Below are 22,424 nucleotides of genomic sequence, written 5' to 3' on the forward strand. Positions count from 1 at the left end.
CCCTAAAAGTAACTACCGATGACCCACGCGCCGGTGTACCGGCTCTCCCCTGAATACGGATGGCCTAGGGCTAAGGATAGTTCGGATTCGGAAAGATAAAGAAGGGATGCGCGAGAAGAGGGGCTGACCGTTCGTCAGATGGCTCGCGAGCCCGCGTAGAACGCGGGATCAGCTGTCATAAAAATATTTTGTATCAGCCTTGCACGGTTTCTTGCGGGTAAGTGGCGCGCCACAGCTCGAAACCGCCGTCCACGCTGTACACATCCGAGAAACCCTGGCCGACCAGGTAGGCTGCAGCGCTCTGGCTGGAGTTGCCGTGGTAACAGACGACCACCAGCGGCTTGTCCAGGTCGGCCTCGCGGATGAAGTCGGCGATCGAGTGGTTGTCCAGATGCACGGAATCGGGGATGTGATTGCTCTGGAAAGCCTGTGGATCCCGAACATCGACCAGCACGGCGCCTTGCTCGCGCAGAGCCTGGGCCTGTTCAGGTGGAATACGTTTGAATTCAGTCATTGCCTGGGCTCCTGAGCCTGAGGTTACGGAAGGGGAGTAGCGCCGGCTTGCGCTCGGGTAACAAGCCCGTCGGCGGCATTGCCGATAGCATCGCAATTGCACTGATGACGTTCAAGCGTATCGACATTGAGCAGCGTCATCGAGCCACCCCAGACACACCCGCTGTCGAGGGCAAAGACGCCCGGTTCGTCGCAGCGACCTTCCAGCGCAGCCCAGTGACCGAAAATGATTTTCACGTCTCGGGTCTTGCGGCTCTGGTGGCTGAACCAGGGCGCGTAGCCAGGTGTCGCGGTGCCGACCCCTTCCTTGCTCTTCAGATCGAGCTTGCCGTCGCTGGTGCAGAAGCGCATGCGAGTGAAGTAGTTGGTGATGACTCGCAGACGCGTCACACCTTGCAGGTCATTGTCCCACTTGGCCGGTTCATTGCCGTACATGCCGTCGAGGAAGGCGTCGTACAGCTGGTCGTCCTGCAGCGCGTGCTCGACTTCGGCAGCGTGCTTCAAAGCCTTTTTCAGTGTCCACTGTGGCGCGATACCGGCATGCACCATGGCGACATTGCGTTCTGCATCGTAATGCATGAGCTTTTGCCGACGCACCCAGCCGAGCAGCTCGTCACGGTCAGGCGCTTCAAGGATTTCAAGCAGCGTGTCGCCTTTTTTCAGCAGCTCTTTTTTACGGGCCACTGCCAGCAGGTGCAGGTCATGATTGCCGAGTACGCACACCAGCGATTCGCGGATGCTGTACAGGTAGCGAAGCGTTTCCAGCGATTGCGGGCCACGATTGACGAGGTCACCCACCAGCCAGAGGCGATCCTGCTCCGGGTTGAAGTGCACGTGCTCGAGCAGGCATTGCAGAGGTTCAAGGCAGCCCTGCAGGTCACCAACGGCGTACGCCGCCATCAGTGCAGCGAGCCCGGAACAGCCAGACGGAAAGGCTTGATAACCGCATCGAAGCGTTTGCCGTCTTCGGCCAGCATCTGATAAGTGCCCTGCATATTGCCGACTTTGGTCGTCATGACCGTACCACTGCTGTAGGTATGGCTTTGGCCGACCTTGATCAGTGGCTGCTGGCCCACCACGCCTTCGCCACGCACTTCCTCGACATTGCCATCACCGTCAGTGATGATCCAGTGCCGCGACAGCAGTTGGGCGGGGAGTTCGCCGTTGTTATGCACGGTGATGGTGTAGGCGAAAGCGAAGCGGTTCTGCTCGGGTTGCGATTGCTCCGAGAGGAAGCGTGTGACGACGCTGACGTCGACCTTGTAACGAGAATCGGGCATGCAATAGGCCTTGAAATCCATAGCTGCGAAAAAAGGGTGTGTGCGGCAGGTAGATCAGTCTAGGACAAGTAAGCGGCAAACGAAGACTGAGCCTGCCGTTTACTTGTCCCCAGGGTTCACTCTGTCACAACTTTTTCGCTGAGAGTGTCTGCCAGACGAACGAATGCAGCCAGATCGAGCTGCTCGGGACGCAAGCTGCCGTCTACTCCGGATGCGGTGATCTCATCGCTGCTCAACAGCAGCTTGAGCGTGTTGCGCAGGGTCTTGCGGCGCTGGTTGAACGCCTCACGCACGATGCGCTCCAGCACGCGGTGGTCCTTGGCAGGATGAGGCAGTGTTTCGTAAGGGACGAGGCGCACAATGGCCGAGTCCACTTTCGGCGGCGGGTTGAACGCGCCCGGTCCGACGTTGAACAGGTGTTCCACGCGGCAATGGTACTGGACCATGATCGACAGACGCCCCCAGTCACCTCCGCCGGGTCCGGCAGCCATGCGCTCGACCACCTCCTTTTGCAGCATGAAGTGCATGTCGCGGATCAGGATGGCGTTCTGCAGGAGGTGAAAAATCAGCGGTGTCGAAATGTTGTACGGCAGGTTGCCCACCACTCGCAGGCTGCGCGGTTCGGCGCCGAGGGTGTTGAAGTCGAACTTCAGCGCATCGCCCTGATGCAGGTTGAAGTTAGGTTTGCCGGCGAACTGACTGTTCAGGATCGGGATCAGGTCCTTGTCCAGCTCGACCACGTCCAGCTGAGCGCCACTGTCGAGCAGCCCTTCGGTCAGTGCACCCTGGCCCGGCCCGATTTCCAGCAGCCGGTCTTCAGGTTTGGCACGGATGGCACGCAGGATCTTGTCGATAACGCCTGCATCGTGCAGGAAGTTCTGCCCGAAACGCTTGCGCGCCCGGTGTTGGTATTGCTCGGTCATGAATGGGTCTCGGCCATCTGGTAGGCGGTTTGCAGTGCGACGTGCAGGCTGCCGGTGTCAACGTTCGCGGTGCCGGCCAGGTCCAGCGCCGTGCCGTGATCGACAGAGGTGCGGATGATTGGCAGGCCGAGCGTCACATTGACCGCTGCGCCGAAACCTTTGTATTTCAGCACAGGCAGGCCCTGATCGTGGTACATCGCCAGCACTGCATCGCAGTGCTCCAGATATTTGGGGGTAAACAGAGTGTCTGCAGGCAGCGGGCCGCGCAAGTCCAGGCCTTCGCTGCGCAGGCGCTCCAGAGCAGGTTCGATGATGTCGATTTCCTCACGACCCAGATGCCCGCTTTCGCCGGCATGAGGGTTGAGGCCGCATACCAGAATGCGTGGGTGGGCAATGCCGAACTTGTTGACCAGATCGGCGTGCAGGATGCGTGTCACGCGCTCCAGGCGATCCGCCGTGATGGCGTCGGCCACATCGCGCAACGGCAGGTGAGTGGTCACCAGTGCTACGCGCAGGTCGCCGGTTGCCAGCATCATCACCACCTGTTCGGTGTGAGTCAGTTCAGCGAGAAATTCGGTGTGTCCGGAAAACGCGATACCACCGTCGTTGATGACGCCTTTGTGCACCGGGGCGGTAATCATGCCGCTGAACAGACCGTCCAGGCAGCCCTGACCCGCGCGAGTCAGAGTGTGCAGGACGAACGCCGCGTTGGCCTTGTTCAGCACGCCGGTTTGCACCGGAGCGGCCAGTGGCGTATCCCAGACGTACAGACTGCCGGCAGGCGCGGGCAGGTCGGGAAACGCGTCGGGCGTGACTTCGATCAGACTGACCGCCACACTCAGTTGCGTGGCCCGCTCAAGGAGAAGGTCACGGCTGGTGATGGCAATCAGGGGATGTGGCTGAGGCTGCGTGGCGAGCAGCAGGCAGAGGTCAGGACCTATGCCGGCCGGCTCGCCGGGTGTCAGTGCGAAACGCTTGGGTTTCACTGTGCAGCCTGGGTCGCGCCAGGGAGTTTGATTTCTACGTAGGCTTCGTCGCGGATCTGACGCAGCCAGGTTTGCAGCTCTTCGTCGTACTTGCGGTTGCGCAATACGTTCAGCGCCTGCTGTTCACGAGCCTGATCGGTAGCGTCCGTGGAGCGACGACCGAGTACTTCAAGAACATGCCAGCCATACTGGGTCTGGAACGGTTTGGACAATTCGCCTTGTGGCGTTTCGCTCATCACCTGACGGAATTCCGGAACCAGAGAGTTGGGATCAACCCAGTTCAGATCGCCGCCATTGAGTGCAGAACCCGGATCTTCCGAGAAGCTTTTTGCCAGCTCGGCGAAATCTTCACCGTTTTCGATGCGGTCGTAGATCTTCTGCGCAAGACGCTTGGTCTCTGCCTCATTCCGAATTTCGCTTGGCTTGATCAGGATATGACGCACATGCACTTCATCACGCATTTGCGCCTGACCCTGGCCACCACGCTTTTCCAGCAGCTTGAGGATGATGAAACCGCCCGGCGTACGCGCAGGAGGCGTCACGTCACCGACAGGCATCGAGCTGAGCATGTCACCGAAGGGCGGAGGCAATTGTGCAGCCTTGCGCCAGCCCATATCGCCGCCTTCCAGTGCGTTTTCGCTGGACGAGGAGGTGGCTGCGAGCCGGGTGAAGTCAGCACCTTTCTTCAGTTGATCGTAGATCCCCTTGGCCTTGGCCGCTGCAGCCTGGATAGCGTCCGAAGAGGCGCTGTCAGGTGTGGCGATCAGAATGTTGGCCAAGTGAAACTCTTCAGACAGCTGAGCCTTACCCATATCGGAGGCGAGGAAGTTCTTCACTTCCTGCTGGGACACCTGGATACGTTCGGCCACCCGGCGCTGACGCACACGGCTGATGATCATTTCCCGGCGCACCTGTTCGCGCGCATCGTTATAGGACAGGCCGTCATGCGCCAACGCGGCACGGAACTGCTCCACGCTCATGTTGTTGCGCTGGGCAATGGTGCCAATGGCCTGGTTCAGTTCGTCGTCGGAGACACGAATGCCAGAGCGTTCGCCCATCTGCAACTGCAGGTTTTCCAGGATCAGACGATCTAGAACCTGTGGTTGCAGGGCTTCTGCAGGCGGTACGCCAGAGCCGCGCTTGGCAATGGTCTGCTGTACCTCACGTACCCGCTGGTCCATCTGGCTTTTCATGATCACGTCGTTGTCGACGATGGCCACGACACTGTCCAGAGGTTGAACCGCAGCATGCACTGCTCCGCTCAGGAGTAACGCGCCCAGCATCAGCGGGCGCAGACAATCAGAAAGCTTGGTCTTCACGTTCACGATAACCTTGGATGCCTTTGTCGAGGAAGCTGTCTACCTTGGCGCCAGTTACACCGCCGAGCCCCTTCAACACGATTTGTAGGAATATGCCGCGGTCGCCTTTCTCGTTCTGAGGTGCTGCCTGGCTGAACTCGTCGTAGTCGATCCAGTAGCGATTGACCAGACGCATTTTCCAGCAGCAGTTGTCGTACTCGAACCCGCCGAAAGCTTCGATGGTGCGTTCACGGTTGTAGTCATACTGCCAACGGCTGATCAGGCTCCACTGCGGCACAATCGGCCAGATGACCGAGAAATCGTGCTGCTGAATCTTGTAGTAGTCCTTCACGTAGTTAGGCTGACCCGGTGTGCCGTAGTCACCGCCGCCCACGACCCAGCGACCGGTGCTTTCGTCGTAACGAATCTGGTCGTTGCGATAGCGATAGCCGACGTTGACGACCTTATTCGGGTTGTCTTCAGGCTGGTAGTGGAACATCGCACTGCCCGAACGGGTGCTCTTGCTGTCCGGATCCCAGTTGAAATCGGAGTTGAAGCGCCAGTCACGGTTGAAGCGGTATTCGTATTCCAGTGCATAAGGCGAAACATTGGAGCGCGCATCGTCACGATCGGCGAATGCGACACCCGGCAACTGCACCTTGCGGTCTTCGAAATACAGCGCCTGACCGATGCTGAAGCGTTGACGTTCGAAGCCGTTGTCTTCGATCCAGCGGTTGGTAACGCCCAGCGACAGCTTGTTCTCGTCGCCGATGCGGTCGGTACCGGTGAAGCGATTGTCACGGAACAGCGAGGAGAAGTTGAAGGTGCTTTCGCTGGTGTCGAATACCGGGATGTCGGTCTGGTCTTTCTCGGGTACATAGAGATAGAACAGGCGTGGCTCCAGGGTCTGGCGGTAATCCTTGCCGAACCAGTTGGTATTGCGGTCGAAGTACAGGCCGCTGTCGACGCTGAAGATCGGCACGCTGCGGCTTTGGCTGCTGCTGTATTCTTCGTCAGCCAAAAGCGTACGTTTGCCCTGACTGTCCAGATCCAGATCGTATTGCGTGTAGACATACTTCAGCTTCGGCGTCAGGAAGCCATAGGTCCAGTTCATCGGCAGGCTGACGGACGGAGCCAGGTTCAGGCGATCGCCGTTGGCGCGAGCCAGGCCGGAGATGTTGTTGTCCAGGCGTGTCTCGGAGTTGCCGTCTTCATCGATGAACGCGCCGCTGCGCAGGTCACGTTCGAAGCGCACCGCTTCAGTCTGATAATCGAACTTCAGACCGCCGGGGTTGTAGGGCAGCGTACCGTTGAGCGTCAGCTGAGGCAGGCGGTTGTACGGCGTAACGTTGGCAACCGTCGCCAGCTTGTAGGCCTGGGCGTTGAGCACTGCCGAGTAGCTGTCGCCACGGTAGGTCAGGGAGCCTTGCTGGTTGAGGAAGTCAGTTCTTTTCACGCCGATCTGATCGGTTTCCAGGTCTTGGAAATAGTACGGATCGCTGATGTCGGTGTAATCGACCTGCGTCAGCCAGCGCGTATCAAGCCCGCCCTTGTGCTGCCAGTTGATCATCCAGCGGGTCTTGTCGTAGTCCGACTGCAGTTTGCGGTCGTCATTCTCGTCGTTCAGATACGCGCCGCCGAACTGACCTTCGCTGCCCTTGGTCAGGTAGCGGAACTCGCCTTCCATCAGCAAGCCACGATCAGCCATGTAACGCGGGTACAAAGTGGCGTCGTAATTCGGCGCCAGGTTGAAGTAGTACGGGGTGACCAGCGTGAAGCCGTTGTCGCCGCCTGCTGCAATGGTAGGCGGCAGGAAACCGGACTGGCGACGATCGTCGATCGGGAAGTAGATATACGGCGTGTAAAGAACCGGTATGTCCTTGACCCGCAGGGTAACGTTGGTCGCTGTACCGAAGCCGGTGGCCGGGTTCAGCGTGATGTTGTTGCCCTTGAGCGTCCAGGCGTTGCTGTTCGGCTCGCACGTCGTATAGGTACCGTCCTTGAGCCGGATGATCGCGTTCTCTGCACGCTTGGCGTACAGGGCGTTACCGCGAATGTTCGACTTGTGCAGGACGTACTCGGCGTTGTCGACACGAGCTTCGCCGGTATCGAGTTGCAGTTCGGCCTTGTCACCGACGATCAGCGCACCGTTGTCGCGCAGACGGACATCGCCGTTCAGCTCGCCACGGTTCTCGGCCTGATGCAGTGAAGCCTCCTGGGCCTGCACCTGCATGCTGCCCTGGCGCATCACGACATCACCCGCCAGCGTCGCGACCTGCGCTTCCTGTTCGTAACGCGAAGCCTTGGCTCCCACGAACATCGGCGCGTCTTTCATCGGCGTCTTGTCGTCCATGCCAGGACGGATCGGCTCGACGTAGGCACCCGAGCAATACGGGCCGGTTTCGGCCAGTTGCGCTGCGGTAAGCTTTTCGCGAGGAACCCAATCGAGGTGGCTGTAGTCAGCACTACGCGACTTCAGACCTTTGCCCTTGGCTTCAGTGACCAGTTGCGTACCCGCAGACTGCTCACCCGAAGAGGTGCCTTGTGAGGTGACCGTGCCGTTGGAACTGACCGACGTCGTGTCATGCACGGGGCGCGGAGGCAGATCCACTGCAGCAGCATTGGATTTCGGCGCACAGTTCCAGGCACCCGAAGCAGAGACTGAGCAGTCATACTGTTCCGCGGCGACCACGAACTGAGTGGCCAGAGGTTGCATCGCCAGCAGACTGCCGGTTACGAGCAACGGAAATTTTTTACGAAACGCGGGGGATTTCAATGCCATCTTATTAGTCCGGGCTTCCTGCGCGCCATCTGCCCGCGGGGGGGCCGCACGCCTCTCGATGGGCTGAAAAAGATTCCGGATAATAAAGCATGACCCGCTTGACGGCTAGCGCCGTCGGAGACCCTTGTAATGTCAGATCAAGATATACGCCTGCAATCCCTGAAAGTTTGGCTCGATGAGCAGTTGCCGGCGCTGTTTTCGGCGCACGATTGGGGCGCTGTGCCCCCGGCTACATTGACTGCGGCCAGTAGTGACGCAAGTTTTCGCCGTTATTTTCGCTGGGAGGGGGCGGGCCGAACTTTTATTGTCATGGACGCCCCTCCACCACAGGAAAACTGCAAACCGTTCGTGGATATCGCTCATTTATTGGAAAAGTCGGGCATTAATGTTCCAAAAATTTATGCCGAAGACCTGACACAAGGCTTTTTGCTGCTCAACGATCTGGGTCGTCAGACTTATCTGGATGTCATTGACGCTGATAATGCCGATACCTTGTTCGCTGATGCTATCCAGGCGTTGCTGGCCTACCAGCAACTGCCTATGGACGCGCCGTTGCCCAGCTATGACGTAGCGTTGCTGCGCCGTGAGCTGGAGTTGTTTCCCGAGTGGTACGTGAAACGGCACCTGGGTATCGAAATGGACGAGGCGCAGCTGAGCGACTGGCAGCAGGTCAGCGAGTTGCTGATCAACAGCGCCCTGACACAGCCCAAAGTGCTGGTGCATCGCGACTATATGCCGCGAAATCTTATGATCAGCGAGCCCAATCCTGGCGTGCTGGATTTTCAGGATGCGGTCTATGGCCCGGTCACCTATGACGTGACATGCCTGTTCAAGGACGCTTTCCTGAGCTGGCCGCAGGAGCGCGTGAGTGACTGGTTGCGCAGTTACTGGGATCAGGCGCGTACCATCGGTATCCCGGTACAGGAAGATTTTGCAGCATTCGAGCGCGCCAGTGATCTGATGGGCGTACAGCGACACTTGAAGGTGATCGGCATTTTTGCCCGCATTTGCCACCGCGATGGAAAACCGCGTTATCTGGAAGACGTTCCGCGCTTTTTCGCTTATATAGAGGCGGTTTTGTCACGTCGCCCCGAGCTGGCGCAACTCGGGCAGTTGCTTACCAGTCTGCAGCCGGTAGACACCGCTGTCTGAAATGACAGAGACGGCCAGCGTAAGAAAGGGCCGGTTTTAAACATGGCCACTTTGAATGATGGCCACTTTGGAAAAGATCTTGATTGTGTCGAAGAGGATTGCATGAAAGCGATGATTCTCGCCGCCGGTAAAGGTGAGCGAATGCGCCCGTTGACCCTGCACACGCCAAAACCCTTGATACGTGTCGGGGATGTGCCGTTGATCGAATACCACCTGAACGCGTTGCGCGATGCCGGGTTTCACCAACTGGTCATCAACCATGCGTGGCTGGGCCAGCAGATCGAGGATTACCTGGGTGACGGCCAGCGTTTCGACCTGAGCATCCGTTACTCGCCCGAAGGCCTGCCGCTGGAAACCGGTGGTGGCATTCAGCGCGCATTGCCATTGCTGGGCCTTGAGCCGTTCGTGGTGATCAACGGGGATATCTGGACTGATTACGACTTCGGCGCATTACGCGTGCCGCTTGAAGGCCTCGCGCACCTGGTATTGGTCGATAACCCCGCGCATCATCCGACGGGTGATTTCTCGTTGGTCGACGGTCGGGTACGCGACGACGATTCGGCGGGTCAGCGGCTGACCTACAGCGGTATCGCCATCCTCCATCCACAGCTGTTTGCCGATTGCGAGCCCGGCGCGTTCAAACTCGCGCCGCTGTTGCGCGAGGCGATGCATAAGGGGCTGGTCACCGGCGAGCACTACAGAGGGCGCTGGGTCGATGTCGGTACCCACGAGCGCCTGGCTGAAGTCGAGCAGATGCTAGCGGAGACTCGCTGAATGCTCTGGCCCGGCACACTGATCGGCGCTGGAGCTGGTTATGCAATTGCCAGTATTCCAGGCGCAATGCTCGGTGCTCTATTGGGGCAGGCGCTGGACCGGCGCCTGAAACTGCAGAGCTGGGCGCATCTGCGTGAGCGTATGGGTGGACGCGCAACGATCCCCCAGGATGAGCTGCTGTTTGTGCTGCTGGGCCGTCTGGCCAAAAGTGACGGACGGGTTCTGGCCAGCCATATCCACCAGGCACGTATCGAGATGCGCCGTTTGAATCTGAACGAGACGGATCAGTTGCGCGCCATCAACGCCTTCAAGCGCGGCCGCGATGGCACCGATGGCCTGCGCAGTTATCTGCGTGGGCTGCAACGGCAGCCGGACATTGCCGAAGATATGTTGCGCGCCTGCTGGCGGATGGCCTGGGCGGATGGCAAGGCTTCCCGGGTCGAGCGCGAGCTGATCGGGGTATGGGGCATGTGGCTTGGCTGGACAGGGCCGCAAGTCGAGGCGCTGGCTGCTGACCACGACCCCATGAAACGCGCACCTGTCAGCAGCGGCGACGACTACAAAAGTGCGATGACGCTACTGGGGATAAGGTCGGACACGGATCCTTTGAGCATCAAGCGTGCCTACCGGCGTCTGCTCAGCCGGCATCACCCTGACAAGATTGCCGGCTCGGGCGCCAATCCACAGCAAGTGCGGGTGGCGACCGAGAAGACCAGCGAGTTGCACAATGCCTATCGGGTGGTCAAAGCCCGACGCGGGTTCAACTGAACCTGCTGGTACGCCTGACGCTTATTTTTCCTCCTTGGCATCTATCCAGCCGCGAACGCGGCGGAATAGCTGCTCTTGTTCGGTATCTCCGCTGCCGGCGATGTTGATCAGGCCAATCTGGGTAAAGCCCGGCCCCTTGGTGCGTTTACTGGCCTGCAGGCGGGCCTTTGCAGCCTCGTCGGGCGAGTTTTTGTAGATGAAGTCGACGGCCTTTACTTTCAGCTGAGGCACCATGTCCAGCAGCGAAGGCTTGGCATTCAGGGGTTCACGCGCCGCCAGCATCACCAGTTTCTGCACCACAGGCGATGTCCGTTCATTGAGGAACCTGGTCGCCCAGTATGCGCCGCTGCTGTGGCCGATCAACACGATACTGCGTGCCTTGTTCTGCTGCGCAAAGCTGATGGCGCTTTCGATCCGCGCGAAGATGCGCTCTGCCTGGGCCTTGTTGAGCTCTTCGTCGGCAGCAGCCTTGGCTGTTTCAGCCGCAGCCAGCGCCTCGGCTTCTGCGGCCGGGTCTTTTGCTGTCGCGGTGGCGTCCTTGGGGGTCTCCTTCGGTGCTTCAGCGGCTTTGGTTGCGTTTGCATCTGCTGGAGCAGCATCGGGCTCGCGTGCACCCGGTGTGTTGTCGAGCGGATCCGGCATGGTGATGCTCAGGCTCGACCAGCCGACATCCGGAAACTTGCGTCGTAGCGGGCCGACGGCGTCGGGCCAGTCCGGTGACTCGGCGTCGCCAGGCACAATGATGACCGCGCCTTCAGGTGCGTCAGTGTTGGCGGGTTTCCAGAGTGCGAGAAAGCTGTCGTCTCCGGCCTGAAGTTGCTGCTGATCTTCGCGCGGCAATTGGCGTTCCAGCGCTATTGCGTCTTCCTGGGAGCGGCTGAGCAGCGGGGCTCTTTCGACGGGCGCTTGCGCAGCAGCGTCCTTTTCCGGCGCAGGGGCCGGGTCGGCGGCGAGGGCAGGCAAGGCGCAAGGCAGTAGCAATGACAGAAACAATGCAGGAAACGTTGCGCGAAAGGTGTAGGACATCGGATATTCCAAGCCAGAAACTATCCCGGCAGCCTAATGGGTTGATCGGCTTTTGTCAGGCCTGAGCCTGCGCGGCACACGGCCGTGATACGCACACACGAGAGCGACCTAGTGATGATTCGTCTTCTGCGCACCGGTTTTATCGGCTGCCTGGCCTTGCTCTTGATGGCTCAGATGGCGATTACGCTGGCTGACGAAGCTCAAACACCTGCCATTGCGCAGTTGAGCGCAGCGCAACGCAACTGGCTCGACGAGCACGGCCCGTTGCGTGTAGGGCTGGTATTGCGAGCACCTTACGCACAGTTCGATCAACGCTTGCAACAGTTGTCCGGTGCCAATGTCGACCTGATGAATGCGCTGGCGGCGACGCTGCCGGTCGAGTTGCTGTGGCGAAACTTTCCTGACCAGAGCGCGCTGGAGAAAGCGCTGGCCAAGGGTGAAATCGACGTTGCGCCCGGCTTGATGCAAACCCCCGCAGGTCTGCGTCTGTGGTTGTTTTCCGACCCGTATCTGCGTGTTTCGCAGTTGTTGATCGGCGAACGTGATGGCAGCACTGCCGTTGACCTGGAGAAACTCGACAGCCTTTCGCGCGTCGCGGTACGCATGCCCAGCACTACGGCCGACTACCTGCGCAGCAACTTTGCGCATCTCAACCTGCAAGGGGTACCGCTGGAGCGCCAGGCCATGCAATTGTTGCTCAGCCAGCAAGCGCGTTATGCCGTGGTGGACGAAGCGCAACTCAGCCGTCTGCTTCGCGAGCCGGAGTTCGCCGGGCTGGCGGTAGTGGGGGATATCGGGCTGCCGCAATTGTTGCGTGTGGCTTCACGTCGCGATATGCCGGAACTGGCAGCCATTGTCAGCGAAGCGTTGCGGGCGATCCCTGCCAAGCAGCTGGAGCAGCTGCATGCGCGCTGGATGCCGCTGACCCCGTCACATTTCATCGAGTCGACCAAACTCTGGACGAACCTGTGCATTCTGCTGCTGGTGATGTTGCTGGCGTGTTTCGCCATCGTGGTCTGGCAGCGTCGCCAGCAGCAGGCGCTGGAGCAGGAGCTGCTGGCGGCGCGTGAAGAACTCGCCCGACGTGTCGAAGGCGAGGAAGCGCTGCGCCTGGCGCAGTTCTCCATTGATCAGAGCACCGTCGGCATTCTGTGGGTCAACTGGGACAGTCGGGTGCGTTACGCCAATCGGGCGGCGGAATCCATGCTGGGCTATGCGCCGGGACAAGTGGTGGAGCGTCCGCTGATCGATTTCGAGCCCGGTCTGCATATGGATCGCTGGCTCAACCTGTGGAAGAACGCGCGCTCCAGCGAAGACAGCCCGCAGGTGTTCGAGACCCATTGCCTGCGCGCCGATGGCAGCCTGCTGCCTGCCGATGTCTCGTTGAGCTTCCTGCGCTTTCGTGAGGCCGAATACCTGGTGGTGTTCCTCACTGACGTCAGCGAACGACGCCGCGCGCATGACCAGTTACGTGATTTGTCAGCGCATCTGGAAAGCGTGCGTGAGGAGGAGAAAGCGCGTATTGCCCGCGAGGTTCATGACGAGCTGGGTCAGATGCTGACGGTATTGAAGCTCGAGACGTCGATGTGCGAGCTGGCCTATGCCGACCTCGACCCCGGCCTGAGCGAGCGGCTGGAGAGCATGAAGCGTCTGATCGCTCAGTTGTTTCAACTGGTGCGTGATGTTGCCACGGCCTTGCGGCCACCGATTTTAGACGCCGGTATCGCTTCGGCCATTGAATGGCAGGCACGCCGTTTCGAGGCGCGCACGCAGATTCCGTGTCTGGTGCAGGTGCCGGACAATCTCCCGGCGCTCAGCGATGCCAGAGCCACAGGCATGTTCCGGATCCTTCAGGAAGCCCTGACCAACGTGATGCGCCATGCCCGGGCACACACGGTGGAGATCAGTCTGACATTGCAGGACGACATGATGTGCATGAGCATCGCCGATGACGGGCAGGGGTTTGTCATCGAGCCGGGCAGAGCGGTTTCGTTCGGTCTGGTCGGGATGCGCGAGCGTGTGCTGATGCTCGGCGGCAGACTGGAGCTGGACAGCGAGGAGGGTGAGGGCACAACCTTGCGCGCCTATATCCCGCTGGACCCCATCGCACAGGAGCGAAGACAGTGATTCGTGTTTTGGTAGCCGAAGACCACACCATCGTGCGCGAAGGGATCAAGCAATTGATTGGCCTGGCCCGTGATCTGCAAGTGGTGGGCGAGGCCAGCAATGGCGAACAGTTGCTCGAAACCCTGCGGCATGTGGCCTGCGAAGTGGTGCTGCTGGATATCTCCATGCCCGGTGTCAACGGCCTTGAGGCGATACCGAGGATTCTCGCATTGACCAATCCGCCGGCGATTCTGGTGCTGTCGATGCACAACGAGGCGCAGATGGCTGCGCGTGCGCTGAAGGTCGGCGCGGCAGGTTATGCCACCAAGGACAGCGACCCGGCGCTGCTGCTCACGGCCATTCGCCGGGTGGCGGCTGGCGGGCGTTATATCGATCCGGATCTGGCCGACCGCATGGTCTTTGAAGTGGGCCTCACCGACAGCCGGCCTCTGCACTCGCTGCTGTCGGAGCGCGAGTTTTCGGTATTCGAGCGCCTCGCCCAGGGCGCCAACGTCAACGACATTGCTCAGCAACTGGCCTTGAGCAGCAAGACCATCAGTACCCACAAGGCACGGCTGATGCAGAAAATGAAACTCAACTCGCTGGCCGATCTGGTCAAGTACGCGATGGAGCACAAGCTGCTCTGAGTCTGAAAACGACATCCGACAGACAGCCCCTATGCCCCGCGCCCCTTTGCGACGCAGAGCGTCGAGACCTGCATTCCCACGCTGGAGCGTGCGGAACGATAGGTGTCCGTGAGAACACTGTCGTGCCCATGCTCCGTACGGAACGAGAGGCGTCCTTGAGAACGCTATCGTGCCCATGCTCCGCGTGGGCATGCCGTTCAGGACGCTCTGCGTCCTCTTGCGATGCGGAGCGTCGAGAAGGGGCCTGAGCCGACATATCCAATCGCGCCATCTCTGTAGGGCAATCCCTACCCCTGGCCTTCCAGTCGGCCTAGGCGATTCTCTCCCGGCCCCCGATTTGCGGGGGCTTCGGGCTGCTCTAGGCTGGAGCCCACGCAGACAAAACAAAGGTGTGGGTAATGAGCGACGTCGATACAAGCGCTGGAGCAAATGATGTTCTGGTCAGCTTTCGTGGTGTGCAGAAGAGCTACGACGGCGAAGCACTGATCGTCAAAGACCTCAACCTGGACATTCTCAAGGGCGAGTTCCTGACCCTGCTCGGTCCTTCCGGCTCTGGCAAGACCACCAGCCTGATGATGCTGGCCGGTTTCGAGACCCCGACGGCCGGTGAAATCCTCCTCGGTGGCCGTGCCATCAACAACGTGCCGCCGCACAAGCGCGACATCGGCATGGTGTTTCAGAACTACGCCTTGTTTCCGCACATGACCGTGGCCGAGAACCTGGCGTTCCCGCTGTCGGTGCGTGGCACGAGCAAAACCGACGTCGGTGAGAAGGTCAAAAAGGCACTGGGCATGGTCCAGCTCGATACCTTTGCGCATCGCTACCCGGCACAGTTGTCCGGCGGGCAGCAGCAGCGCGTTGCGCTGGCGCGTGCGCTGGTGTTCGAGCCCCAGCTGGTGCTGATGGATGAACCGCTCGGCGCACTCGACAAGCAGTTGCGCGAACACATGCAGATGGAGATCAAGCACCTGCACCAGCGCCTGGGCGTGACCGTGGTCTATGTGACTCACGACCAGGGTGAAGCCCTGACCATGTCGGACCGGGTTGCGGTCTTTCACCAAGGCGAGATTCAGCAGATCGCACCGCCACGCAGCTTGTACGAAGAACCGAAGAACACCTTCGTGGCCAACTTCATTGGCGAGAACAACCGCCTCAATGGGCGTCTGGTCAGTCAGGCCGGTGACCGCTGTGTGGTCGAGCTGGAGCGTGGCGAGAAAGTCCACGCGCTGGCGATCAACGTCGGCCAGCCTGGCGGGCCGGTGACCCTGTCGATTCGCCCCGAGCGCATCAACCTCAATGGCCGCAGCGAGAGCTGCGCCAACCGTTTTTCCGGTCGTGTGGCCGAGTTCATTTATCTGGGCGACCACGTTCGTGTGCGTCTGGAAGTGGCAGGCAAGAACGACTTCTTCGTCAAACAGCCGATTGCCGAACTGGACCCCGGCCTGAGTGTGGGCGATGTGGTGCCCATCGGCTGGCAAGTCGAGCACGTCCGTGCGCTCGATCCATTGCAGCAAGTGCATTGATCTACCGACAAAAGCAATAACAGAGGCGACCTGATCGCCCATCCCAATCGCTTACCAACACTGCTCGTGGAGAAAGAACACATGTTGAAATCTTTGAAGTTCACCGCCATCACGTTGGGCATGATGTGCGCGGCGCAAGCCATGGCAGCCACCGACCTGACCGTCATCTCCTTTGGCGGTGCCAACAAGGCCGCTCAGGAAAAAGCGTTCTATGCGCCGTGGGAAAAGGCCGGCAACGGCAAGATCATCGCCGGTGAGTACAACGGGGAAATGGCCAAGGTCAAAACCATGGTCGACACCAAGAGCGTTTCCTGGGACCTGGTAGAAGTCGAATCGCCGGAACTGGCGCGTGGTTGCGACGAAGACATGTTCGAAGAGCTGGACCCGAAACAGCTGGGCAATGCCGCTGACTTCGTGCCTGGCGCCATCACCACTTGCGGTGCCGGCTTCTTCGTCTGGTCCACCGTGCTGGCGTACAACGCTGACAAGGTCAGCACTGCACCCAGCGGTTGGGCCGATTTCTGGGACACCAAGAAATTCCCGGGCAAGCGCGGCCTGCGCAAAGGCGCCAAGTACACCCTGGAATTCGCCCTGATGGCCGACGGCGTTGCGCCGAAAGACGTCTACAAGGTACTGGCCAGCAAAGATGGCCAGGACCGCGCGTTCAAGAAGCTGGATGAGCTCAAGCCAAACATTCAGTGGTGGGAAGCCGGCGCACAGCCGCCGCAGTACCTCGCTTCCGGTGACGTGGTGATGAGTTCGGCCTACAACGGCCGTATCGCCGCAGTGCAGAAGGAAAGCAACCTCAAGGTGGTATGGACCGGTGGCGTGTATGACTTCGACGCCTGGGCGATCCCGAAGGGTTCGAAAAACGCCGATGCCGCGAAGAAGTTCATCGCCTACATGCTGAGCCCCGAGCAGCAGAAGACCTACTCGCAGAACATCGCCTACGGCCCGGCCAACACCCAGGCGGTCAAGCTGCTGGACAAGGAAACCCTGCAGAACATGCCGACCACGCCTGAGAACATCAAGGATCAGGTGCAGATGGACGTGGCCTTCTGGACCGACAACGGCGAATCCCTCGAGCAGCGTTTCACTGCCTGGGCTGCCAAGTAATCCGTTTGCGTTGAGTCAGAACCGGGCGCTCCCTGAAACGGGGAGCTCCCTCTCGTTGAAAGATTCCGGAGTTCGCTATGGCCATCGCCGTGCCCTTGACTGAAGGCGCCAGCCCCAACTTGAAGCAACGTCTCGCTCGCGCCGAGCGGGTCAACCGCTGGAAGGCTCAGGCATTGATCGCTCCGCTGGTGATTTTCCTGTTGTTGGTGTTTCTGGTGCCGATTGCTGCGCTGCTTTACAAGAGCGTCGGCAACCCCGAAGTCGTGACTGCGCTGCCGACCACCGTGGTCGAAGTGCAAAAGTGGGATGGTAAAGGGCTGCCGCCCGAGTCGGTCTACAAGGCAATGAGCCTGGACCTGGCCGAAACGCGCAAGAATTCCACGCTGGGCGATCTGTCCAAGCGTCTGAACATCGAGCTGGCCGGATACCGCAGCCTGCTGAGCAAAACCGCCCGCGCGTTGCCGTTCAAGACTGAGCCGGCCTCTTATAAAGAAGCGCTCGAAGCGCTGGACGAGCGGTGGGGCGACCCTGCCTATTGGCAGGCGGTGCGTCGCAATACCAGTAGCATCACCCCTTATTACCTGCTGGCGGCAGTCGACCATCGCATCGACGATCTCGGCGAAGTGGCCCCGGCGACCCCGGACCAGGCAATCTATCTGGACATCTTTGCCCGCACGTTCTGGATGGGTCTGGTGATCACTGCGATCTGTCTGGTGCTGGCTTATCCGCTGGCCTATCTGCTGGCCAGCCTGCCTGCCCGGCAGAGTAACCTGCTGATGATTCTGGTGTTGCTGCCGTTCTGGACCTCGATTCTGGTGCGCGTGGCCGCCTGGATCGTGTTGTTGCAGTCCAGCGGTCTGATCAACAGTGCGTTGCTGGCGATGGGCATCATCGACAAGCCGCTGGAACTGGTCTTCAACCGCGTCGGCGTGTACATCTCGATGGTGCACATCATGCTGCCGTTCATGATCCTGCCGATCTACAGCGTGATGAAGAACATTTCCCCGACCTACATGCGCGCTGCCATCTCGCTGGGCTGCCACCCGTTTGCGAGCTTCTGGCGCGTGTACTTCCCGCAGACCTACGCCGGGATCGGTGCTGGCTGTCTGCTGGTGTTCATTCTGTCGATCGGCTACTACATCACCCCGGCGTTGCTGGGCAGCCCGAACGATCAGATGGTCAGCTACTTCGTCGCGTTCTACACCAACACCAGCATCAACTGGGGCATGGCCACCGCGCTCGGCGGGCTGCTGCTGTTGGCGACCATCGTGCTGTACCTGATTTATAGCTGGCTGGTCGGCGCCAGCCGTCTGCGTCTGAGCTGAGGAGTGTCACCATGCTGAACCCTTACACATCGCCGATCGAGCGCCTCTGGTATTACGCCTTGCGCATCATCTGCACCCTGGTGCTGCTGTTTCTCGTGCTGCCGGTACTGGTCATCGTGCCGCTGTCATTCAACTCCGGCAGCTTTCTGGTCTATCCGCTGCAAGGCTTCTCGTTGCAGTGGTATCAGGACTTCTTCAACTCTGCGGAGTGGATGCGCGCGCTGAAGAACAGCATGATCGTCGCCCCGGCCGCGACCCTGCTGGCGATGGGCTTCGGCACGTTGGCGGCGATCGGCCTGACTCGCGGCAACTTCCCCGGCAAGGCGCTGGTCATGGCCCTGGTGATCTCGCCGATGGTGGTGCCGGTGGTGATCGTCGGTGTCGCCAGCTACCTGTTTTTTGCGCCACTGGGATTGGGCAACAGCTACACCTCGCTGATTCTGGTGCACGCGGTGCTGGGTGTGCCGTTCGTGATCATCACGGTGTCGGCGACCCTGCAGGGCTTCAATCACAACCTGGTGCGAGCTGCTGCCAGCCTTGGTGCATCGCCTCTGACCGCTTTCCGGCGCGTGACCCTGCCACTGATTGCGCCGGGGGTGATTTCCGGCGCGCTGTTCGCCTTCGCGACTTCGTTCGACGAGGTGGTGGTCACGCTGTTCCTTGCGGGGCCGGAACAGGCGACCTTGCCTCGGCAGATGTTCAGCGGCATCCGTGAAAACCTCAGTCCGACCATCGCCGCCGCTGCGACCCTGCTGATCGGCTTTTCGGTGGTCTTGCTGCTGGTGCTTGAGTGGTTACGCGGGCGCAGTGAAAAACTCCGTACGGCTCAGTAACCAGGCGCGGCAAGGTTCAAGCTGCCAGCCAGGGCGAATCCATTGGCGTGCAGCTTGAGGCTTACCGCTCCGGGCGAAGCTTGGCGTACAATCCGCGCACCGTGATTCTGCTCAAACAGGTGCGTCATGCAGCCCTTCGTTATTGCCCCATCGATTCTTTCCGCTGACTTCGCCCGTCTGGGTGAGGAAGTCGACAACGTGCTGTCCAGCGGCGCCGACTTTGTCCACTTCGATGTGATGGACAATCACTACGTCCCGAACCTGACCATTGGTCCGATGGTGTGCAGCGCTCTGCGCAAACATGGCGTCACTGCACCGATTGACGTGCACCTGATGGTCAGCCCTGTGGATCGCATCATCGGCGACTTCATCGAGGCCGGTGCCACCTACATCACCTTTCACCCGGAAGCAACCCAGCACATCGACCGTTCGCTGCAACTGATCCGCGAGGGTGGCTGCAAGGCGGGCCTGGTGTTCAACCCGGCCACGCCGTTGAACCTGCTCGAATACGTCATGGACAAGGTCGACATGATCCTGCTCATGAGCGTCAACCCCGGTTTTGGCGGGCAGAAGTTCATCCCCGGCACGCTCAACAAGCTGCGTGAAGCGCGCGCGTTGATCGATGCTTCCGGACGCGACATCCGCCTGGAAATCGACGGCGGCGTGAATGTCAACAATATCCGTGAAATCGCCGCGGCAGGTGCGGATACCTTCGTCGCAGGTTCAGCCATTTTCAATGCGCCGGACTACCGCGAAGTGATCGAAAAGATGCGTACAGAACTGGCGTCATCCCGCGCATGAGCGGCTTCGAGCAGCTGTTTGCAGGCAAGCTTCCCAAGCTGATCATGTTCGACCTGGACGGCACCCTGGTGGACTCGGTTCCCGATCTGGCCGTGGCGGTGGACACGATGCTCTCCGAGCTGGGGCGTCCGATCGCCGGGCTGGAATCGGTGCGGGCCTGGGTGGGCAACGGTGCGCCGGTGCTGGTACGCCGTGCGCTGGCCAACGACCTCGACCACAGTCAGGTCGACGACGCACTGGCCGAGCAGGGCCTGGAAATCTTCATGCGCGCCTATGCGCAAAAGCATGAGCTCACCGTGGTCTACCCCGGCGTGCGTGAAACCCTCAAATGGCTGCAGAAAATGGGGGTCGAAATGGCCCTCATCACCAACAAGCCGGAGCGCTTCGTCGCGCCGCTGCTTGACGAGATGAAGCTGGGGCGTTTCTTTCGCTGGATCATCGGCGGTGACACCATGCCGCAGAAAAAGCCCGATCCTGCCGCGCTGTTTTTCGTGATGAAAATGGCCGGCGCACCTGCCTCGCAATCACTGTTCGTCGGCGATTCGCGCACTGACGTGCAGGCGGCCAAGGCTGCCGGTGTCGCCTGCGTCGCGCTGAGCTATGGCTACAACCATGGGCGGCCGATTGCCGAGGAAAACCCGGCGATGGTTATCGATGATCTGCGCAAGCTGATTCCCGGTTGCCTGGACATGGACGCTGAGATACTGTTGCCCGACATCAAACGTCCCTCCTCAAGAGAATCCATCGTGGTGGTCACTCGCAAACTCTGGATGAAAGTCATCAAGGCCCTGGCCCGCTGGCGTTGGCGCGCCTGACCTGATCCTGGCCGGCCTGCCGGCACGTTTGCCTACCTGACCGTTTTGTCCTCAAACCACGAGGTTGCTTATGAACCGTGAAGAATTCCTGCGTTTGGCCGCTGAAGGCTACAACCGCATCCCGCTTGCCCGCGAAACCCTGGCCGACTTCGATACACCGCTGTCGATCTACCTCAAGCTTGCCGATCAGCCCAACTCCTACTTGCTGGAGTCGGTTCAGGGCGGCGAGAAGTGGGGTCGTTATTCGATCATCGGCCTGCCATGCCGTACCGTGATGCGCGTGCATGGTCATCACGTCAGCGTGACCCATGATGGCGTCGAGATCGAAAGCCTGGATGTCGAGGACCCGCTGGACTTCGTCGAGACCTTCAAAGCGCGCTATAACGTACCGACGATTGCCGGACTGCCACGTTTCAACGGCGGGCTGGTGGGCTACTTTGGCTACGACTGTGTACGTTATGTCGAGAAGCGTCTGGCCAACTGCCCGAACCCTGACCCGCTGGGTGTGCCGGATATCCTGTTGATGGTGTCTGACGCGGTCGTGGTGTTCGACAATCTGGCGGGCAAGATGCACGCCATCGTGCTGATCGATCCGGCGCAACAGGATGCCTACGCAAGGGGCGTTGCGCAGCTCGATGAACTGATGCACAAGCTGCGTCAGCCGATCACGCCGCGCCGCGGTCTTGATCTGGACCGGCCTCCTGCTGCCGACCCGGTGTTTCGCTCCAGCTTTACCCAGGACGATTACGAGGCGGCGGTCGACACGATCAAGCAGTACATCCTCGCCGGTGACGTGATGCAGGTTGTCCCGTCACAGCGCATGTCCATCGATTTCAGCGCCGCGCCCATCGATCTGTATCGGGCGCTGCGCTGCTTCAACCCGACGCCTTACATGTATTTCTTCAACTTCGGCGACTTCCATGTCGTCGGCAGTTCGCCGGAAGTGCTGGTGCGGGTCGAGGACAATCTGATCACCGTGCGTCCTATCGCCGGTACTCGTCCTCGCGGCGCCACCGAAGAGGCGGACCGCGCGCTGGAAGAAGACCTGCTCTCCGATCACAAGGAAATCGCCGAACACCTGATGCTCATTGATCTTGGCCGCAACGATACCGGTCGGGTGTCCGAGATCGGCACGGTCAAACTGACCGAGAAAATGGTCATCGAGCGTTATTCCAACGTGATGCACATTGTGTCCAACGTCACAGGCCAGTTGAAAAGCGGGCTGAGCGCGATGGACGCTCTGCGCGCGATTCTGCCGGCCGGCACCCTGTCCGGGGCGCCCAAGATCCGCGCCATGGAAATCATCGACGAGCTGGAACCGGTCAAGCGCGGCGTCTATGGTGGGGCAGTAGGTTATATGGCCTGGAACGGCAACATGGACACCGCGATTGCGATTCGGACTGCGGTGATCAAGGACGGTGAACTGCATGTACAGGCCGGTGGCGGCATTGTCGCCGACTCGGTTCCAGTACTGGAATGGGAAGAAACCCTGAACAAACGCCGCGCCATGTTCCGCGCCGTAGCCCTGGCCTCGCAGACTGCCGAGGACTGAGCAGGCTTGGCTGCTCTGCGTCTCAAAGCGGACGCAGAGCATCGCACGATAGTTGAGATTATCGTTCCTCACGCTCCAGCGTGGGAATGCCGTGGGTGACGCTCCGCGTCACAGATCTGCGCCGCGCCGCAGTTCTCAGGATAGGACGCGGAGCGTCCAGAACGGCATGCCCATGCGGAGCATGGGCACGATAGTCAGATTATC

20 protein-coding genes are annotated in these 22,424 nt (G+C 60.1%); 12 read left to right on the forward strand and 8 right to left on the reverse strand.

The window, feature by feature from the left end; genetic code table 11:
* Nucleotides 1–193 precede the first annotated feature (193 nt).
* From glpE to BLR20_RS21585, 7 genes are all read right to left on the reverse strand, one after another.
* Nucleotides 194–514: a thiosulfate sulfurtransferase GlpE gene (gene glpE, locus BLR20_RS21555; RefSeq protein ID WP_003372784.1), complete on the reverse strand. Its 321-nt coding sequence runs from the start codon at nucleotides 512–514 to the stop codon at nucleotides 194–196.
* Between the two features lie 23 nt (nucleotides 515–537).
* Nucleotides 538–1,413 carry a symmetrical bis(5'-nucleosyl)-tetraphosphatase gene (locus BLR20_RS21560; RefSeq protein WP_054992516.1) on the reverse strand — a complete coding sequence of 292 codons (876 nt, stop codon included), beginning with the start codon at nucleotides 1,411–1,413 and terminating at the stop codon, nucleotides 538–540.
* A complete protein-coding gene (apaG, locus tag BLR20_RS21565; protein ID WP_032611838.1) occupies nucleotides 1,413–1,793 on the reverse strand; it encodes a Co2+/Mg2+ efflux protein ApaG in 381 nt (126 codons plus the stop codon). The genes BLR20_RS21560 and apaG overlap by 1 nt, the downstream gene beginning before the upstream one ends.
* Before the next feature lie 116 nt (nucleotides 1,794–1,909).
* Nucleotides 1,910–2,716 (reverse strand): 16S rRNA (adenine(1518)-N(6)/adenine(1519)-N(6))-dimethyltransferase RsmA, encoded by an 807-nt coding sequence (gene rsmA, locus BLR20_RS21570; protein WP_032611768.1) that lies wholly within the window; start codon nucleotides 2,714–2,716, stop codon nucleotides 1,910–1,912.
* Nucleotides 2,713–3,702 (reverse strand): 4-hydroxythreonine-4-phosphate dehydrogenase PdxA, encoded by a 990-nt coding sequence (gene pdxA, locus BLR20_RS21575; protein WP_032611767.1) that lies wholly within the window; start codon nucleotides 3,700–3,702, stop codon nucleotides 2,713–2,715. The genes rsmA and pdxA overlap by 4 nt, the downstream gene beginning before the upstream one ends.
* On the reverse strand, nucleotides 3,699–5,021 hold the full coding sequence (locus tag BLR20_RS21580) for a peptidylprolyl isomerase (RefSeq protein WP_032611837.1): 1,323 nt from the start codon (nucleotides 5,019–5,021) through the stop codon (nucleotides 3,699–3,701). The genes pdxA and BLR20_RS21580 overlap by 4 nt, the downstream gene beginning before the upstream one ends.
* Nucleotides 5,002–7,782: an LPS-assembly protein LptD gene (locus tag BLR20_RS21585; protein WP_054992515.1), complete on the reverse strand. Its 2,781-nt coding sequence runs from the start codon at nucleotides 7,780–7,782 to the stop codon at nucleotides 5,002–5,004. Before BLR20_RS21585 ends, BLR20_RS21580 begins: the two co-directional genes overlap by 20 nt.
* Before the next feature lie 129 nt (nucleotides 7,783–7,911).
* On the opposite strand from BLR20_RS21585, the gene BLR20_RS21590 reads away from it, so the two are divergent.
* From BLR20_RS21590 to BLR20_RS21600, 3 genes are all read left to right on the forward strand, one after another.
* A complete protein-coding gene (locus tag BLR20_RS21590) occupies nucleotides 7,912–8,934 on the forward strand; it encodes an aminoglycoside phosphotransferase family protein (RefSeq protein ID WP_054992514.1) in 1,023 nt (340 codons plus the stop codon).
* A 102-nt stretch (nucleotides 8,935–9,036) separates the two neighbouring features.
* Nucleotides 9,037–9,708, forward strand: a complete 672-nt coding sequence (gene murU / locus BLR20_RS21595; RefSeq protein ID WP_032611762.1) for an N-acetylmuramate alpha-1-phosphate uridylyltransferase MurU — start codon at nucleotides 9,037–9,039, stop codon at nucleotides 9,706–9,708.
* A complete protein-coding gene (locus tag BLR20_RS21600; RefSeq protein ID WP_010428764.1) occupies nucleotides 9,709–10,476 on the forward strand; it encodes a TerB family tellurite resistance protein in 768 nt (255 codons plus the stop codon).
* Nucleotides 10,477–10,497: 21 nt separating this feature from the next.
* Here the strand turns inward: BLR20_RS21600 and BLR20_RS21605 are convergent, their stop codons facing one another.
* Nucleotides 10,498–11,502 (reverse strand): alpha/beta hydrolase family protein, encoded by a 1,005-nt coding sequence (locus tag BLR20_RS21605; protein WP_010428760.1) that lies wholly within the window; start codon nucleotides 11,500–11,502, stop codon nucleotides 10,498–10,500.
* A gap of 114 nt (nucleotides 11,503–11,616) precedes the next feature.
* Between BLR20_RS21605 and BLR20_RS21610 the strand changes: the two genes are divergently transcribed.
* The 9 genes from BLR20_RS21610 to trpE all read left to right on the forward strand — a co-directional run bounded on the left by BLR20_RS21610 (nucleotide 11,617) and on the right by trpE (nucleotide 22,220).
* Nucleotides 11,617–13,629, forward strand: a complete 2,013-nt coding sequence (locus BLR20_RS21610) for a sensor histidine kinase (RefSeq protein ID WP_054992513.1) — start codon at nucleotides 11,617–11,619, stop codon at nucleotides 13,627–13,629.
* Complete coding sequence (locus BLR20_RS21615; RefSeq protein WP_003341145.1) at nucleotides 13,626–14,255, forward strand: response regulator; 630 nt, start codon at nucleotides 13,626–13,628, stop codon at nucleotides 14,253–14,255. Before BLR20_RS21610 ends, BLR20_RS21615 begins: the two co-directional genes overlap by 4 nt.
* A gap of 398 nt (nucleotides 14,256–14,653) precedes the next feature.
* Nucleotides 14,654–15,778 (forward strand): ABC transporter ATP-binding protein, encoded by a 1,125-nt coding sequence (locus tag BLR20_RS21620; protein ID WP_054992512.1) that lies wholly within the window; start codon nucleotides 14,654–14,656, stop codon nucleotides 15,776–15,778.
* Between the two features lie 66 nt (nucleotides 15,779–15,844).
* Complete coding sequence (locus BLR20_RS21625; RefSeq protein ID WP_390175874.1) at nucleotides 15,845–16,894, forward strand: polyamine ABC transporter substrate-binding protein; 1,050 nt, start codon at nucleotides 15,845–15,847, stop codon at nucleotides 16,892–16,894.
* A 77-nt stretch (nucleotides 16,895–16,971) separates the two neighbouring features.
* A complete protein-coding gene (locus BLR20_RS21630) occupies nucleotides 16,972–18,219 on the forward strand; it encodes an ABC transporter permease (protein WP_004415813.1) in 1,248 nt (415 codons plus the stop codon).
* An 11-nt stretch (nucleotides 18,220–18,230) separates the two neighbouring features.
* Entirely contained in the window at nucleotides 18,231–19,052 is an 822-nt protein-coding gene (locus BLR20_RS21635) for an ABC transporter permease (protein ID WP_003394916.1), read from the forward strand.
* Nucleotides 19,053–19,178: 126 nt separating this feature from the next.
* On the forward strand, nucleotides 19,179–19,853 hold the full coding sequence (gene rpe / locus BLR20_RS21640) for a ribulose-phosphate 3-epimerase (protein ID WP_054992511.1): 675 nt from the start codon (nucleotides 19,179–19,181) through the stop codon (nucleotides 19,851–19,853).
* Entirely contained in the window at nucleotides 19,850–20,668 is an 819-nt protein-coding gene (locus BLR20_RS21645) for a phosphoglycolate phosphatase (RefSeq protein WP_054992510.1), read from the forward strand. The genes rpe and BLR20_RS21645 overlap by 4 nt, the downstream gene beginning before the upstream one ends.
* A 70-nt stretch (nucleotides 20,669–20,738) precedes the next feature.
* Complete coding sequence (trpE, locus tag BLR20_RS21650) at nucleotides 20,739–22,220, forward strand: anthranilate synthase component I (RefSeq protein ID WP_010428738.1); 1,482 nt, start codon at nucleotides 20,739–20,741, stop codon at nucleotides 22,218–22,220.
* Nucleotides 22,221–22,424: the final 204 nt, after the last annotated feature.

It is taken from the genome of Pseudomonas congelans (assembly GCF_900103225.1).
GTDB lineage: Bacteria > Pseudomonadota > Gammaproteobacteria > Pseudomonadales > Pseudomonadaceae > Aquipseudomonas > Aquipseudomonas congelans.